This is a genomic window from Azonexus hydrophilus DSM 23864 (assembly GCF_000429605.1).
In the GTDB taxonomy this organism is placed as follows: domain Bacteria; phylum Pseudomonadota; class Gammaproteobacteria; order Burkholderiales; family Rhodocyclaceae; genus Azonexus; species Azonexus hydrophilus.
Genome location: NZ_KE386925.1, coordinates 592,891 through 609,563 on the forward strand (window position 1 = coordinate 592,891; position 16,673 = coordinate 609,563).

Consider the following 16,673-nt stretch of genomic DNA (forward strand, 5'->3'; position numbering starts at 1 on the left):
TTTTGACACATTGTTGTGCTAAATTGCCTCGCGCCAAGCATGGCCGGGGAAAATCCCTAAGCCTGCCGATGACGAGCTTGTGGCAAACTTCCGCCATGCATGCATTTCCCCATCTCTCCGCCATCGACTGGCTGGCACTGACCGTGTTTTTTGCCAGTTGGGCCGGCTACGCCTGGTTTTCGGAACACAGCGTGCGCGGTGCCGGCGGGCTGATCCGGACCAGCCAGCGCTACCGGCTGGAATGGGCTTACCGCATGCTCGAACGCGATGTCCGGGTGACCGACTCGACGCTGATCGGCAACCTGATGACCAGCGTCTCGTTCTACGCCAACACCACCATTTACATCATCGCCGGCCTGTTCGCCGCCCTCGGCGCCGCCGACACGCTGCTCGGCGTGGCGGCCGACCTGCCCTTCGCCGGGCCGGGCAGCCGCGAATTGCTGGAGATCAAGCTGATCCTGGTACTCGGCAGTTTCGTCTTCGCCTACTTCAAGTTCACCTGGTCGCTGCGCCAGTTCAACCTGCTGTCCATCCTCGTCGGCGCCGCGCCAACCGGGGCGACCGGCGACCCGGCCATCGACGCCTACGCCCGGCAGGTCGCCGGTGCCAACAACCTGGCCGGCGACGATTTCAACCGCGGCATCCGGGCCTATTATTTCGGCCTGGCCGCTGCCGGCTGGCTGTTCCATCCGCTGATCCTGGCGCTCGCTGCCCTGCTGGTGTGTGTCGTGCTGTATCGCCGCGACTATCGCTCGGCCGCCCTCGACGTCCTGCGCGGCAAAGCCTGACCATGCAGAAGAACGCACTGGCCGGCGTCGGCTTCGGCCTGCTCGCCTATGGTATCTGGGGATTTTTCCCGCTGTACTTCCATCAGCTCAATCATGTCGCGCCGATGGACATCCTCGCCAACCGCGCCTTGTGGGCCTGCGTCTTCGTCGCCCTGCTGCTGATGCTCAGCCGCCAATGGCACAAGGTCCGGCAGATTTTCGGCAAGCCGCGCCAGATCGCCATGCTCAGCCTGGCGGCACTGCTGGTCGGCAGCAACTGGCTGGTTTTCCTGTGGGCGGTCGGCAACCAGCAAGTGGTCGAGTCGAGCCTGGGTTATTTCCTGACGCCCATCGTCAACGTGCTGCTCGGCCTGCTGGTGCTCAAGGAACGGCTCAACGGCAAGGAATGGCTGGCCATCGGCCTGGCCGTCGCCGGTCTGGTCAATGAAATCGTCACCCTCGGCGGTCTGCCCTGGGTATCGCTGTTCCTGGCCGGCACCTTCGGCACTTACGGCCTGGTGCGCAAGCAGGTGCCGGTCGATGCCCTGCCCGGCCTGTGGCTGGAAACCCTGGTCATGCTGCCGCTGTGTTTCGCCTACGCGATCTGGCAGGCCAACAGCGGGCATACGGTGTTCGTCCTGGATACGCCCTCGACCACGCTCTGGCTGATCGGCGCCGGCATCCTCACCGCCCTGCCGCTGATCGCCTTCGCCGCCGCCACCCAACGCCTGAACCTGGCCACCGTCGGCATGCTGATGTACATCAACCCGACCATGCAGTTCCTGACCGCCATCTACATTTTCGGCGAACCGCTGCAGACCGGAAAACTGCTCAGTTTCGCGCTGATCTGGCTAGGCCTGCTGGTGTTCAGCTGGAGCATGTGGCAGAAACGCCAGGGCGCCTAGCGGTTGGCCCGGGTGTAGCCCATCATCGCTTCCGGGACGCTGTCCAGCGGCATCACCTGATCGGCCGCGCCCAGCTTGATGGCCTCGCGGGGCATGCCGAAGACCACGCAACTGGCTTCGTCCTGGGCGATGGTGTGGGCGCCGGCATCGTGCATTTCCTTGAGTCCGCGGGCACCGTCGTCGCCCATGCCGGTCAGGATGATGCCCAGCGCGTTGGCACCGGCAAATTTGGCGACCGAACGGAACAGCACATCGACCGACGGCTTGTGGCGATTGACCAGTGGCCCGTCGACCACCTCGACCAGGTATTGCGCACCGCTACGCTTGAGCATCATGTGCCGGCCGCCGGGGGCGATCAGCGCCCGACCGGGCATGACCCGGTCGCCGTCGCGCGCTTCGCGCACTTCGATCTCGCAGATGCTGTTCAGGCGTTCGGCGAACATGGCGGTGAATTTCTCGGGCATGTGCTGGACGATGACGATGCCCAGGCAGGTCGCCGGCAGGCGTGTCAGGATGGCCTCCAGGGCCTGGGTGCCGCCGGTCGAGGTGCCGATGGCGATCAACTGGTCGGTGGTGCGCGCCATGGCGGTCGGCGTGCCGGAAGCCAGGACGGCGTCGGCGGTCAGTTTCGGGCGATTCAGCGGTGCCGCCGTACCGCTGCGCGGCAGCGCGCGCAGGTTGGCCTTGGCGGCGGTACGCACCGCCTGGACGATGTCGTTGGATGAATCTTCGAGAAAAGCCTTGAGACCGGCCTTGGGCTTGGTGATGATGGTCACCGCGCCGGCCGCCATGGCGTCGAAAGTCGCCTGGGCGCCGCTTTCGGCCAGCGACGAGCAGATGATCACCGGCGTCGGCCGCTCGGTCATGATCTTGCGCAGGAAGGAGATGCCATCCATGCGCGGCATCTCGATATCGACGATCAGCACATCCGGCCAGCAGGCCCGCAGCTTGTCCACGGCAAACACCGGGTCGGACGCGGTGGCAACCACCTCGATGCCCGGCTCCCGCGAAAGTGCCTGGGAAATGACCTGGCGCACCAGCGCCGAGTCGTCGACGATCATTACCTTGATGTTTCCTGCCATGTCCGTCAGTCTTTTTGGTAAATGGTCGGACGAACCTGGGTCAGTCCGCAGGAAATGCCGTTCAGCGTTTCCGAATGACCAATGATGAAATACCCACCCGGCTGCAGGCGCGGCAGAAGATTGCCCACCACCTTGCGCTTGGTTTCCATGTCGAAATAGATCATCACGTTGCGCAGGAAGATCACGTCGAAACGGCCGATGTCGGCGGTGATTTCCTGGGTCAGGTTGATGTGGTGAAAAGTGCAGCGGCTGCGCAGGGTCGGCGAGATCAGGAAGGTGCCGGCCTGGCTGCGCACCCCCTTGAGGCAGTACTTGCCGAGCAGAGCCGGCGGAATGCCCTCGTTACGCTCGATCGGATAATGCCCGCGCCGAGCCTTCTCCAGCACCTGCGTGCTGATGTCCGAGCCGACGATCTCCCAGGGCGCATCCTTCAGGTTCTCGGCCAGCAGCATGGCCAGGGTGTAGGCCTCCTCGCCGGTCGAACTGGCTGCGCTCCAAACCCGGAAGGTCGACGGGCTGCGCCGGTTGGCGAGGATTTCTTCGCGCAGGAAGTCGAAATGTTTGGGTTCGCGGAAGAAATAGGTTTCGTTGGTGGTCAGCAGATCGACCATGGTCTGCAGTTCTTCCGGATGTTCGCCGGTAGCGAGCATGCGGTAATACTGGCTGAAGTTATCCAGTTGATAGTAGCGCAGGCGTTTCTGCAGACGACCGACGAGCAGCACCTTCTTGGCGTCGGACAGGCTGATGCCGGCAAGCTTGTAGATCAGGCGCTGGAACAGCCCGAATTCCTGATCGGTGATTGCGGATTCGCTCATCAGAACAACTCGATTTTCTTGCCGGCAGGCTGCGCCGGCTTGTTGAGCAGGGATTCGGCGTAGGCCTGTTCCTCGCGACGCAGGGATTCCTGGCTGACCAGGCTGGACGTGACCCGCTTGCAGTAAGCGTCGCCGGTAGCCGGAACCAGCAGGATCTTGCGCGACCACGGACCGAGGAAGTCGGAAGCCACCAGCGGAATGCCTTCGCGGTCCAGCCATTCATGGGCAAAATCGGCGTTGCGCTTGCCCACCGCCGGCGCCCCCTGAACCGTGGTGTCGATCACCGCACCGCCGCCGAAGGCCTTGGCCTGCATGCGGTGCTTGGCCGCACCGCGCTGCAGCATGCCGTTGAGCAGGGCTTCCATGCAGGCGTCGCCAGCCAGCAGTACATCTTCGTCGGCGTGCGCGCCGCGCTTCATCTGCGGCAGCATGAAGTGATTCATCCCGGCAATCGGCAGTACCGGATCAAACAGGCAGACCGCCACACAGGAGCCGAGCAGCGTGGAAATCGGCCGCTCGCGCTCGACCGCCCACTCGCCGGGCCGGATGCTGCGCGACAGACGTTCGATATCCCGGGTGCTCAGACTGCTGTAATCGGTCATCGACGTCCTTGCCCGCGCCCTTGCTCGACGGTGAAGAAGTCCATCAATTCCTGCAGTTGCCCGGCCTGCCCGCCCAGTTCCTCGGCCGTGGCGGCCAGTTCTTCCGAGGCCGAAGCATTCTGCTGGGTCGCCTTGTTCAACTGGCCCATGGCCTGGTTGATCTGGGCCACGCCCGACGATTGCTCCTGGCTGGCCGAGGCAATCTCCTGGACCAGATCCGAGGTCTTCTGGATGTTCGGCACCATGGCTTCGAGCAACTGGCCGGCGCTTTCCGCCATCTTGACCGACGAACCGGCCAATTGACCAATTTCCTGCGCCGCCACCTGGCTGCGTTCGGCCAGCTTGCGCACTTCCGCCGCGACCACGGCAAAGCCCTTGCCGTGCTCGCCGGCGCGGGCCGCCTCAATCGCCGCATTCAGCGCCAGCAGGTTGGTCTGGTAGGCGATGTCGTCGATGATGCCGATCTTGCCGGCAATCGACTTCATCGCCTCGACGGTCCGGTTGACCGCCTCGCCACCGTCGCCAGCCTCGGTCGCCGCGCGCGTGGCAATGCCGTCGGTGACCTTGGCATTGTCAGTGTTCTGGGTGACCGATGCGGTCATCTGCTCCAGCGAGGCCGTGGTTTCCTCGACCGAAGCCGCCTGCTCGGACGAAGCCTGGCTCAGCGACTGGGCCGTTGCCGAGACCTGGCCGGCGGCATTGGACAAGGCGTCAGCGGCGACGATGATCTGGGCAATGGTGTCGGAAAGCTTGTTCAGCGTGTTGTTCAGGGCCGTCTGCAGGGTAGCGAAATCGCCCTGGTAGGCCTCGGTGATGCGCGGGCTCATGTCGCCCCGCTCCATCGCCGCCAGCACCCGCTGGACATCCTGGATCGGCGTCACGACGGCATCGAGGGTGGCATTGACGCCTTCGACAATCCTGCGGAAGTCGCCCTGGTGCAGGTCGGCGTCGGCGCGCGTCGCCAGCTTGCCAGCGACCGCAGCGGCCGACAGCATGTTGGCATCCTCGACCAGTTTGTTGACCGCAGCGATACAAGTGTTCAGGTTGTTCTTCAGCGTATTGAAATCGCCGTTGTAGGTATCGGTGATGCGCGGCGGAATGTCGCCACGGGCAATCCGGTCCACGTAGCTGGCAGCGACGTTGAGCGGCCCGATCACAGCGTCGAGCGTGCGGTTCACACCGTCGACGATGCGCTTGAAATCCCCGGCATGACGGCTGGCGTCGGCGCGCGTCGACAGCTTGCCCTCGATCGCTGCCGTACTCAGCATGGCAGCATCGGCGACCAGCTTGTTGACCGCCTCGACGCAGGTGTTCAGGTTGTTCTTGATGACATTGAAATCGCCGTGATAGGCGTCGGTGATCGGCGGCGGAATATCGCCCTTGGCAATCCGGTCGACATAGTTGGCGGCGACGTTGAGCGGCCCGATGACCGCATCCAGGGTCTGGTTGATGCCGGCGATGATGCTGGCGTACTCACCCGGATGCCGCGAGGCATCGGCGCGCACCGACAGATCGCCCTGCAGGGCGGCGGCGACCAGGGCCTGGGCGTCGTGGTCCATGCTGATCAGCACCTGCTGGATTTCCGCCAGCGAAGCCTGGACGGCACCCAGTTCGTCCTTGCGGTCGACCTCGACCTGACGCGAGAAATCGCCGGCCGCCAGACGGCTGACGCTGCCTTGCGCCGAGCCCAGGCCGCGCACCAGACGGATCATCACCCAGAGGAAGAGGATGTTGAACAGTACGCCGACCAGGACCACCGCGATCCCCATGGTCAGCGACCAGCGTGCCGCCGCGCGCAAAGCTTCGACCTTGGCGCTCAGATCGCCAACCAGATGGTCCTCGATCACCTTCATGGCGTCGATCTTGTCGCTGATCACCTTGAACCAGTGGGCTGGCTCGACCTCGAAACCGCCTTCGTTGACCTTGTCGAAAACCCGCTGACGGATCTGCTCGACCTCGCCGTTTACTGGCCCGCCCAGCAGTCCGGAAAGCTCATCGACACGAGCTGGGTCGGCCACCGAGAGGAATTGCTTGACGTAGGCGCCCTGCGCCGCCACCACGCTGGCCAGGGTCCGGAACTGGGGCAAGGCAACCGGCGCGTTGGCAGTGAGGATGCCATTGACCGTGGCCCGCTCGCGACCGGCATTTTCCTTGGCGCGCAGGAACAGATCGAGCGCGGTCAGCGCCTTGCTGGTGATGTCCTGGTCGCTGATCTTGCCACTCTCGGTGACCATGTCGAGCAACTGATCGATGGTGTTCGAGTAATAGGCAAACGAGGCCGGCGGCTGCATCTGCAGACCGTCGATCGCCCGCCGCGTCTCGGCAAGTTGTTGCATGGCCTTCAGGCTGGCGTCGAGCTTGCCGCGGACACTGTCGCCCAGGCGGGCGACGTCGATTTCAGCCTGCAGGGTCTCGAATTCCTTGAACACCTGATCGCTCAACTGGCGCTGACTGGTCAAGGTATCGCGGAAACGCTCGCCGCGCGAGGACAGGAAACCAGCCGACAACCCGCGCTCCTTCTGCAGTTCGTGGGCCAGGCTGCCACTGGTGATGGCGATCTTCTGCGCATCGGCCACATCGTCGAGCGACTTCAACTGCTGCCAGTCGCTGAGGATGGCCGAAATGGCGTAGTACAGCAGCGCCGCGGTCAATGCCCAGAAGACCGTGAACAGCTGGGTCTTCAATGAATGCAATCGGCTGATCTGAAAGGCCATGTTGTCTCTCCGCGTTATTTTTATGTTTGTTTCGGGTACCGTCGCCGGTACCCAGGTTCAGAACTTTTCGAAATCGGCCTCGTCGAGCACCGCGACCGCGCGCCGCGCACTCGCCGTCGCCGCGACAGGGCGTCTGGACACAGTCGCTGCCGGGTTTCTGGCAGGCGATGGCGAACGTCCCGGCTGCACCGAGAAGAAACTCATCAATTCCTGCAACTGGCCGGCCTGGCCGCCCAGCTCCTCGGCGGTTGCCGCCAGTTCCTCGGACGCCGAAGCATTCTGTTGCGTCGCCTTGTTCAGCTGCCCCATGGCGTTGTTGATCTGGGCGACGCCGACCGACTGCTCTTGCGAGGACGAAGCGATTTCCTGGACCAGATCCGACGTCTTCTGGATGCTCGGCACCATTTCCTGCAGCAGGTTGCCCGCCCGCTCGGCCATCTTGACGCTGGAACCGGCCAACTGACCGATTTCCTGCGCCGCCACCTGGCTACGTTCGGCCAGCTTGCGCACTTCCGCCGCCACCACGGCAAAACCCTTGCCATGCTCGCCGGCGCGCGCCGCCTCGATGGCTGCGTTCAGCGCCAGCAGGTTGGTCTGGTAGGCGATGTCGTCGATGATGCCGATCTTGTCGGCAATCGACTTCATCGCCTCGACCGTCTTGCCGACCGCGTCGCCACCCTCGACCGCTTCACTAGCCGACTTGGTCGCCATGTTGTCGGTGACCTTGGCGTTTTCGGTGTTCTGTTCGACCGATGCCGTCATCTGCTCCAGCGAGGCCGTGGTTTCCTCGACCGAAGCGGCCTGCTCGGAAGAGGATTGCGACAGCGACTGCGCTGTTGCCGAAACCTGGCCGGCGGCATTCGACAGGGCGTCGGCAGCAGTGATGATCTGGGCCACCGTTTCCGACAGGCGGGCAATCGTGTTGTTGAGCGCCTGCTTGAGCACGTCGAAATCGCCGTTGTAGGACGCGCTGATGCTCTGGGTCATGTCGCCCTTTTCCATCGCGGCCAGCACGCGCTGGACATCCTGAATCGGCGTCACCACCGCGTCCAGCGTGGCATTGACTCCTTCGACGATACGACGGAAATCGCCCTGGTGCTGACCGGCATCGGCGCGCGTCTCAAGCTTGCCGGCGACGGCCGCCGCCGAGAGCATGTTGGCATCGGCGATCAGTTTGTTGACCGCCTCGATGCAGGTGTTCAGGTTGTTCTTGATGTTGTTGAAATCGCCGTTGTAGCTGTCGGTGATCCTGGCCGGGATATCGCCCTTGGAAATGCGGTCGACGTAGTTGGCGGCCACATTCAGGGGGCCGATCACCGCATCCAGGGTGTCATTGACACCCTCGACGATCTTGCGGAAATCCCCCTGATGACGGGTGGCATCGGCCCGGGTGGACAGCCGCCCTTCGACAGCGGCGACGGAAAGCGTCCGCGCATCGGCAACCAGCCGGTTGACGGCCGCGATGCAGGTATTCAGATTGTTCTTGATGGCATTGAAATCGCCGTTGTAGCTGTCCGTAATTGCCGGCGGGATATCCCCCTTCGAGATACGGTCCACGTAACTTGCGGCCACGTTCAGCGGCCCGATCACGGCATCCAGCGTGTGATTGATGCCTGCGACGATGGCCCGGTAATCCCCCTGATGCTTTTCCGCATCGGCCCGCACCGACAGTTCTCCGGCAACCGCCGCTTCGCCCAGGCGCCGCGTATCCTGCACCATTTCCTGCACGGCACGCTGTACCGATGCCACGGCACGGACCACCTCGGCAACCTCGTTCCTGTCCTCGCTGACCAGCTTGAAGTTGAGGTCACCAACCGCCATCTTGTGCGCAGCCTGCACCACCTCGCCAAGCGGCCGGGTAATGCTGCGGATGATCAGCCAGCCCAGCACAATGGCCAGCAGGATGGCTGCCGCACTGAGGGTCAAGGTCAGAGAGCGTGCCCGCTCCCCCTGCGCCGAAGCCTGCTCGTAGAGTGTTCTGGCGCTGTCATTGTAAAAATTATTGAGCTTGGCAATGGTTTCCTGAAACTGTGCTGCCTTGGGGTTCATTTGCTGCAGCAGCAGCACATTGGCCTGATAGAAGTCACCTGCCTGCAACAGGCGGACCGTCGGATCAAGGGCTTCCGTCAGGTAGACATTGGCGGCCGACTCGACATTCGCCAGCAGTTGGCGCTCCTCCTCACCCATGTTGTGTTGCTTGATTTCCGCCAAGGTCTCGATCAACTGCGCCCGCGCCTTGCCTATCGTTTCGATGTGCATGGTAGTCGGATGATCGTGCAGCTTGACGAACTCGGACTTTGGATCGTGCTGCAAGGTCAGCAGACTCTGGATTCGGGTATCGGCGACCATGCGCTGCAAACGGCCGGCTAGCCGGGTCGGCTTGAGTTTTTCCTCGTTGGTAACCTGCAGGTCCTGCCGCGATGTCTCGAGGCCACGCAAGGCGGCAAAGGAAATCACGAACAGGAAACCAAGAATGATGGTCAGCAGGATGACCAGGCGCGAGCCCACCTTCATGTTATTCAGCATGATGCCCTCCCTCTTTGACTCAGGCCGCTTCGCTGGCGCTGCTTTCGCCGATCTGGGTCAGCATGGCAATTTCCTCGACCGAGAGCACGCGGGCCACGTCGAGGATGATGACGAACTTGCCGCCGACCTTGCCCATCCCGGAAATGAAATCGGTACGGATCTTGGCGCCGAAGCTCGGCGGCGGCTCGATATCGGAACGCGGAATTTCCAGCACTTCCGAAACGGCATCGACCATCACGCCGATATCGTGTTTCTGATCGTCCTGTTCAAGCTCGACGATGACGATGCAGGTCCGCCGCGCCACCTGCGACGATTTCCCGCCAAACCGGCAGGACAGATCGATGACCGGCACCACCGCGCCGCGCAGGTTGATCACCCCGCGGATGAAGCCCGGCATCATCGGAATTTCGGTGACCGTGCCGTATTCGATGATTTCCTTGACGTTGAGGATGGCGACGGCAAACATCTCGCCGCCCAGCGTGAAGGTCAGGTACTGCTGCGGTGCGCTGTCGGCGGCCAGTTCGGCCACCGATTTTCCGGATTTTCCAGCGCTCTGGACAACTTGTCCCATGATGGCCCCCTAAATCAAAATTTCTCGAAATCGGACTCGTCCAGAACCGCCGTCACCGTGCGCGTCGGCGCACTGCGCGGGGCGCTGACGCTGCGAGCAACCGGTGCGCTGTAAGCGGATTTGCGGGAGAAACCGACCGTGCCCTGTTCGACGGTAAAGAAGCCCATCAACTGCTGCAACTGGCCGGCCTGACCGCCCAGTTCCTCAGCGGTTGCCGCCAGTTCCTCAGACGCCGAAGCATTCTGCTGGGTCGCCTTGTTCAGTTGTCCCATGGCGTTGTTGATCTGGGCGACACCGCTGGACTGCTCCTGCGAGGCCGAGGCAATTTCCTGGACCAGATCCGACGTCTTCTGGATGCTCGGCACCATTTCCTGCAACAGGCTGCCCGCCCGCTCGGCCATCTTGACGCTGGAACCGGCCAGTTCGCCGATTTCCTGTGCCGCAACCTGTGAACGCTCGGCCAGCTTGCGCACTTCCGCCGCCACCACGGCAAAGCCCTTGCCGTGCTCGCCGGCACGCGCCGCCTCGATCGCTGCGTTCAGCGCCAGCAGGTTGGTCTGGTAGGCGATGTCGTCGATGATGCCGATCTTGTCGGCAATCGACTTCATCGCATCGACCGTCTTGCCAACCGCGTCGCCGCCCTCGACCGCTTCCTTGGCCGACTTGGTCGCCATGTTGTCGGTGACCTTGGCGTTTTCGGTATTCTGGGACACCGAAGCCGTCATCTGTTCCAGGCTGGCCGTCGTTTCCTCGACCGACGCAGCCTGCTCCGACGACGACTGGGACAAGGACTGGGCGGTGGCCGAGACCTGACCCGAGGCGTTGGACAAGGCATCGGCCGCGGTGATGATCTGGCCGATGGTTTCGGACAGACGGGCAATGGTGTTATTGAGCGCGTCCTTCAGCGTGGCGAAGTCACCCTGATAAGGCTTGGTGATCGTCTGCGTCATGTCACCCTGCTCCATCGCTGCCATCACGCGCTGCACATCCTGGATCGGCGAAACCACGGCGTCCAGCGTGTCGTTGACGCCCTGAACGATCTTTCGGAAATCGCCCTCGTGCTGGCTGGCGTCGGCACGTGTTTCCAGCTTGCCGGCGACGGCTGCCGCCGACAGCATGTTGGCGTCGGCGACCAGCTTGTTGACCGCCTCGATACAGGTATTCAGGTTGTTCTTGATGGTATTGAAATCACCGTTGTACGAATCGGTGATGCAATCCGGGATGTCGCCCTTGGAGATACGGTCCACATAATGCGCCGCGACGTTGAGCGGCCCGATGACCGAATCCAGGGTGTCGTTCACGCCCTTGACCACGCGCTGGAAATCACCTTGATGCCGGCTGGCATCGGCACGCGTCGACAGCTTGCCTTCAACAGCGGCCTGCGACAGCATCGCCGCATCGGCCACCAGGGCATTGATGGCGTCGATACAGGTATTCAGGTTGTTCTTGATGACATTGAAGTCACCGTTGTAGCTGTCGGTGATCTTGGCCGGAATCGCACCGCGGGAAATATCGTCGACATACTTGGCCGCCACGTTGAGCGGGCCGATCACCGCATCGAGCGTGTTGTTCACCCCGACCACGATTCGCTGGTACTCGCCCTGGTACTGGCTGGCGTCGGCGCGCGTTGCCAGCTTGCCATCGACAGCCGCCTGGGCCAGACGGCCGGCTTCAGCGCTCATGTTGCGCACGGCGGTCACCGCCTTGTCCAGCGAACGCAGTACCTGGCCGACCTCATCCTTGGCGCTGGCATCGATCTTCATCGACAGGTCGCCGGCGGCGATCTTGTCGGCGATCACCACCGCTTCGCCGACCGGACGGGTGATGCTGCGCGTGATGACGAAACCGAAGATCGCGGTCAGCAAGGCGGCGATGACCGCCAGCGTCAGCATCAGGTTTTCGCCACTCTGTGCCAGTGCGGTTGCCTCGCGACCAGTCTGTTCGACCATGTTCGACTGGTATTTGATCAGCTCCTGCAGGGCGCCGATGTAGTCCGCCTGCGCCTTGCGCATGGTGCTGGTCAGGACCGCGACACCTTCGTCACGCTGCCCTGCACGCAGGAAGCCCGAGAGTTTCTGTAATTCACCCACATAGGCGGCACGAACCGTAGCGACGGTCTTCAGGATTTCCCGATCCGTCTCGCTGGTTGCCGTCTTGTTCAGTTGTTCGAGTCGCTCCGTGATGATCCTGCTTTGCTCGGGAATCCGGTCTAGCTCACGGGCGGCCTCCTCCTTGGAAGCGGCCAGCGCAGCATTGCGGACCACCCGTGCCACCACGTTGAGAGCATCAATGACGTCGTTGGCCTGAACCGTTTTCGGATATTTATCCTGAACCAGATCCTGGACCTGCATCTCGAGCGCAACGAGACGGCTGTAGCCAATCACCGCAATGGCAATCAACAAGACCAGGGTGACCGTGAAGCCGATCCCGAGCCGGACACCGATTTTAAGATTGTTCAACATGAAGAACTCCTGAATCGAACCTGACGAAAACTGAAGGGGTTAATTGGCCGCTGTCGAGCGGGGCAAGGCATTATTGGCATTCATGTCACGCTCTTCCTGACGCACGTTGCGCTGGACCAGCGCCTGGACATCGAGGATCAGGGCAACTTCCCCAGTTCCCAGGATAGTGGATCCACCAATACCGCGCAGATGGCGGAAGATGGTGGACAAGGGCTTGATCACGGTCTGGAATTCGCCCATCAACTGATCGACGACGATCCCCGCCTTCTGGCCGGCAAACTGGACGACAACGATGTTCTCGCGCGCCGGCCGGTCGCCGCCGATCTCGAACATGTCGCGCAGACGGACGAAGGGCAGAACCTCGCCGCGCAGGTTGAGGAAATCGCGATCCGCCGACATGTCCGTGAGTTCGATACACTCGATGACCATGTCCAGCGGAATGACGTAGGCGGACTTGCCGACGCCGACCAGGAAGCCGTCGATGATTGCCAGCGTCAGCGGCAGGCGGATGGTGAAGGTCGTCCCGACGCCTTCGGTCGAACTCACTTCGCAACTGCCGCGCAGGCTCTGGATATTGCGGCGCACCACATCCATGCCGACACCGCGGCCGGAAATGTTGGTCACCTGCTCGGCGGTCGAGAATCCCGGCTCCCAGATCAGGTTGATGATTTCCTGATCGCTCAGTTGCTGGGTTGGTTGGACCAGGCCCTTGTCGATGGCTTTCTGCAGGATTTTTTCGCGTGGCAGGCCACCGCCGTCGTCGACCACCTCGATCACGATGCTGCCCGAATCGTGATAGGCGTTGAGTTCAAGACGACCGTGGCGCGATTTGCCCCGGGCCTCGCGCACATCCGGTTTCTCGATCCCATGGTCCATGGAATTGCGCACCAGGTGCATCAACGGATCGCCGATCTTCTCGACGACCGACTTGTCGAGCTCGGTTTCGGCGCCGGTGATGACCAGATCGATTTCCTTGCCCAGTTCGCGCGAGGCGTCGCGGACGACGCGGTTGAAGCGGTTGAAGGTCTCGCCGATCTGGACCATGCGCAACTGCAGCGCCGAATCGCGAATGTTCTCGACCAGGCGCGACAGGATCGATGTCGATTCGACCAGCTCGCTCTGGCCGCTGCGCTGCGCCAGCAAATTGGCCGACGCACCGGCAATCACCAGTTCGCCGACCAGATCGATCAACTGATCGAGCTTGTCCGCCTGCACCCGGATCAGGCGGGCTTCGACCGCCTTTTTCTCGGAAACCTGGGTCTGCTTGCTGACCGCCGCCTCGACCACTTCCTTCTGCACCACTTTCTGGTCCACCAGGATTTCGCCGATCGGCAGTGCCTCGGCCTCGCTGTCCCCCGCCGGATCGGGCAGGCGGCCGCGCTGCTGGGAACTGAGCGCCTCATCGAGTTCGGCCTGGGTCAAGGCGCCGCAACGCAGCAGCATCTCGCCCAGACGCATGTCGTCTTCGGGCAGTTCCTTGATCAGCTTCAGGTACTCGGACAACTTGCTGTTCGGCGGCAGGATGCGCAATTCGCAGTCATCGCGGCAGAAATCGAAGACCTGCTCGATCTCGGCCTTGGAAGCGCGGGTCTGCAAGCGGATCTCGAAGCCCAGGTAGCACGACTCCGGGTCCATCTCGGCAGCTTCGGGCATGGCATCGGGAATGGTTTCGAGCGCGATGATCTCGCCCAGCGAAGCCAGGAAGCGGATGAAGGACAGGGGGTCCATACCGCCACGCATCATGTGCGGGCCAAAGCGTACGGAAATGTGCCAGCTGTCGGTATTGACCACGCCGCCGCCGGAAGCCTCGACATCGGCCTGCGCCTCGACCACGCTGCCGCCGGAAACCGGTGCAGCCGGTGTCGTGTAGGCAACCAGTTCCTCGAGCAGGGCGTCGCCGGCAGCCTTGATCTCGGCCTCGGGTTCCGCCGCCCCTGACTCAAGCACATCCATCAGGCGCCCGAGATGGTCGCAACAGCGCAGCAGCAAACCGGTCAGGTCGCTGGAAACCTGGATATCGCTGTTACGCAGGCGGTCGAGCACGTTCTCCACCTTGTGCATGAAGCCTTCGATGAAGTGGCACTCGATGACCCCCGAAGCGCCCTTGACGGTATGCGCGGCCCGGAAGATGCCGTTGATGTTGTCCTGGTTGTCGGGTTGCTGTTCCAGTTCAAGCAGCCCGCTTTCCATGGCCTGCAACTGCTCCCGACCTTCCTGAATGAATACGCTGGTCAGTTCATCCACGAATCTGCTCCTTAATGCTGCTCATGTGCGGTAATGACGACCGGATCACCGAAAAAAGCGGCGAGATTGCAGAAATCGAGTGTCTGGCGCACCACCGGGCTGTGCGCGACGATGGACATCTGCTTGTCCAGTCGCGCCGCTTCGCGCTTGGCCAGGATCAGCAACTGCAATCCGGCCGAATCGATTTCGGCAACCTGGGAAAGATCCAGCTCCAGGCCGTCGGCGGCATCCAAGGCAGCCACCAGCTGGTTCTTCTGGTCGAGCGCGTTGTAGATGGTCATGTCCTCGACAATGACCAGGCGGTTATTGCTCCCCATACAACCTCCGTCAGAACAGTTCGATCTTTGCCGACCCGCCGGATGCCTTGGCATTCACGCTGGGTGACTGGTGCAAGGCTTCCTGATGACTGATCCGCTGTGCATCCATGACGTACTTGCCGTACAAGTCGTCGAGGTGCTCGGCCAGCGGCACATATTCGAAGGTTTCGCCTTCGGCGTCGCGAATGCGCCGGGCCAGGGTGTCGGCATGCTCGTCGAGCTTGCGCAAGGCATTGGAGACGATTTCGATCTGCTGGCGGGTGATGTCCTGGAACTGGACGCAGGCCAGCACATCCATGAACATCCGGGCCAGTTCGCCGCTGGCTTCGCGGACCGTACGCAACACGTTGAGGTCATGATCGAGCAGGGTCTGGTAACCCTCGCCCAGACTGCCGAGCTGGGCGGCAAACTCGGTCAAAGCCGCACGCTCGCCTTCCACGCTGGAATGCGCAAGCTTGTCCTGGAACTGGGTGCGGATCGAGCTGGCAACCCCGTTGATCCCCTCGTTGATCTTGTTGACCGCGACATCGGTCTCGGTCGACAGCTTGCGTACCTCGTCGGCAACCACGGCAAAACCCCGCCCGGCTTCGCCGGCCCGAGCGGCTTCGATGGCCGCGTTGAGCGCCAGCAGATTGGTCTGGCTGGAAATATCCTTGACCAGCCGGACCAGCGTACCCAGGCCTTGGGCCTCGTGCACGATCTGCTCGATGCGCTGCTGATCGAGTTGCGCTTCCTCGATCCGCTTGCGGATGTAGGAATCCATTTTTTCGATCAGCGCACGATTGCCCTGGATATCCTCCTCCGAGCTGTTCGCCAGTTCGCTCGATGTCCTGGCCGTTTCCGCGACAAAATTATCCAGGGTGGTCACTACCGAATCGATGGCCTGCAGGCGTTCCGTAATGTCGTAAGCGGCTTTTTCGGTGGCGGCAACAATCCCGTCCAGCTGCCTGCGCAACACTTCGTTGAAATTGCGCACGCCGGCCAACTCCCGGGCGACCTCCTCGCTGACCGTCTCGACATTGCTGATCTTGCCGACGATTTCCTCCTGCTGCGTCGTCATCCCCAGCATCGCATCGCGGTACACCGCCAGGGAGACCAGGCGTTGCGCCAGGTAAGCCGCCAGCACCAGGAAGACAGAACCAACGGCATCGCCCAGCGGATTGCTGAATCCCAGGCCGGGCAGCAAGATCTCGTGAAACCATTCGTTGAGCAGGTAGACCACGACGAAGGCAACTGCCGCCACCAGGAGCGCAACGATCAAGCCCCGACGTTTCAGGTTATCGATCGGCATGTCAATGACCTCAGCGCAGGACCAGCTTGATGGTATTCAGCAGTTCGTCCGCGGTCGCGGGCTTGACGATCCAGCCCGACGCACCGGCCGCCTTGGCCTCCAGCTTGCGCGACTGTTGCGACTCGGTGGTCAGGAACAGGATGGGAATGAACTTGTAAGCCGGCAGCTTGCGCACTTCCTTGATCAACTCGATCCCGTTGATGCCGGGCATGTTCAGATCGGTGATCAGCAGGTCGACCTTGACGCCGGCCTGGAATTTCTTCAACGCCTCTTCACCGCTTCCGGCCTTCTCGGTGGCGTAACCCGCCTTGCCGAGAATGTTCGAAATGCTGAGCAGGATGGTGGCTGAATCATCGACTAGGAATATTGTTTTCATT

Annotated in this window: 13 protein-coding genes; 2 read left to right on the forward strand and 11 right to left on the reverse strand. The window is 62.2% G+C overall.

The genetic code is table 11. The features are described from left to right. The first annotated feature begins 95 nt into the window (after positions 1–95). Positions 96–788, forward strand: coding sequence for a DUF599 domain-containing protein (locus G471_RS0114190; protein ID WP_028995914.1), 693 nt, complete (start codon positions 96–98; stop codon positions 786–788). Between the two features lie 2 nt (positions 789–790). Then, complete coding sequence (gene rarD, locus G471_RS0114195; protein ID WP_028995915.1) at positions 791–1,672, forward strand: EamA family transporter RarD; 882 nt, start codon at positions 791–793, stop codon at positions 1,670–1,672. On the opposite strand, the gene G471_RS0114200 is transcribed toward rarD, so the two are convergent. From G471_RS0114200 to G471_RS0114250, 11 genes are read right to left on the reverse strand one after another with little or no spacing between them, the layout of a single operon-like run. Then, positions 1,669–2,754, reverse strand: coding sequence for a protein-glutamate methylesterase/protein-glutamine glutaminase (locus G471_RS0114200; protein WP_028995916.1), 1,086 nt, complete (start codon positions 2,752–2,754; stop codon positions 1,669–1,671). The two genes, rarD and G471_RS0114200, sit on opposite strands and share 4 nt — an antisense overlap. 5 nt (positions 2,755–2,759) lie before the next feature. Continuing rightward, positions 2,760–3,569 (reverse strand): CheR family methyltransferase, encoded by an 810-nt coding sequence (locus tag G471_RS0114205; protein WP_028995917.1) that lies wholly within the window; start codon positions 3,567–3,569, stop codon positions 2,760–2,762. Further along, positions 3,569–4,171 (reverse strand): chemotaxis protein CheD, encoded by a 603-nt coding sequence (locus tag G471_RS0114210; RefSeq protein ID WP_028995918.1) that lies wholly within the window; start codon positions 4,169–4,171, stop codon positions 3,569–3,571. The genes G471_RS0114205 and G471_RS0114210 overlap by 1 nt, the downstream gene beginning before the upstream one ends. Further along, a complete protein-coding gene (locus tag G471_RS17855) occupies positions 4,168–6,885 on the reverse strand; it encodes a methyl-accepting chemotaxis protein (protein WP_043421662.1) in 2,718 nt (905 codons plus the stop codon). Before G471_RS17855 ends, G471_RS0114210 begins: the two co-directional genes overlap by 4 nt. Positions 6,886–6,942: 57 nt before the next feature. Further along, complete coding sequence (locus G471_RS0114220) at positions 6,943–9,411, reverse strand: HAMP domain-containing methyl-accepting chemotaxis protein (RefSeq protein WP_081700284.1); 2,469 nt, start codon at positions 9,409–9,411, stop codon at positions 6,943–6,945. Between the two features lie 19 nt (positions 9,412–9,430). After that, positions 9,431–9,982 carry a chemotaxis protein CheW gene (locus G471_RS0114225; protein ID WP_028995920.1) on the reverse strand — a complete coding sequence of 184 codons (552 nt, stop codon included), beginning with the start codon at positions 9,980–9,982 and terminating at the stop codon, positions 9,431–9,433. A gap of 14 nt (positions 9,983–9,996) precedes the next feature. Continuing rightward, positions 9,997–12,444, reverse strand: coding sequence for a methyl-accepting chemotaxis protein (locus G471_RS0114230; protein ID WP_081700285.1), 2,448 nt, complete (start codon positions 12,442–12,444; stop codon positions 9,997–9,999). 39 nt (positions 12,445–12,483) lie between these two features. Beyond that, the gene (locus G471_RS0114235; protein ID WP_028995922.1) at positions 12,484–14,688 is read right to left on the reverse strand and encodes a chemotaxis protein CheA; all 2,205 of its coding nucleotides are present in this window, start codon (positions 14,686–14,688) and stop codon (positions 12,484–12,486) included. Between the two features lie 11 nt (positions 14,689–14,699). Then, positions 14,700–15,005: an STAS domain-containing protein gene (locus G471_RS0114240; protein ID WP_028995923.1), complete on the reverse strand. Its 306-nt coding sequence runs from the start codon at positions 15,003–15,005 to the stop codon at positions 14,700–14,702. Positions 15,006–15,015: 10 nt separating this feature from the next. After that, a complete protein-coding gene (locus tag G471_RS0114245; RefSeq protein ID WP_028995924.1) occupies positions 15,016–16,296 on the reverse strand; it encodes a methyl-accepting chemotaxis protein in 1,281 nt (426 codons plus the stop codon). Positions 16,297–16,306: 10 nt separating this feature from the next. After that, positions 16,307–16,672 carry a response regulator gene (locus G471_RS0114250; protein ID WP_028995925.1) on the reverse strand — a complete coding sequence of 122 codons (366 nt, stop codon included), beginning with the start codon at positions 16,670–16,672 and terminating at the stop codon, positions 16,307–16,309. Between the last annotated feature and the right edge of the window lies 1 nt (position 16,673).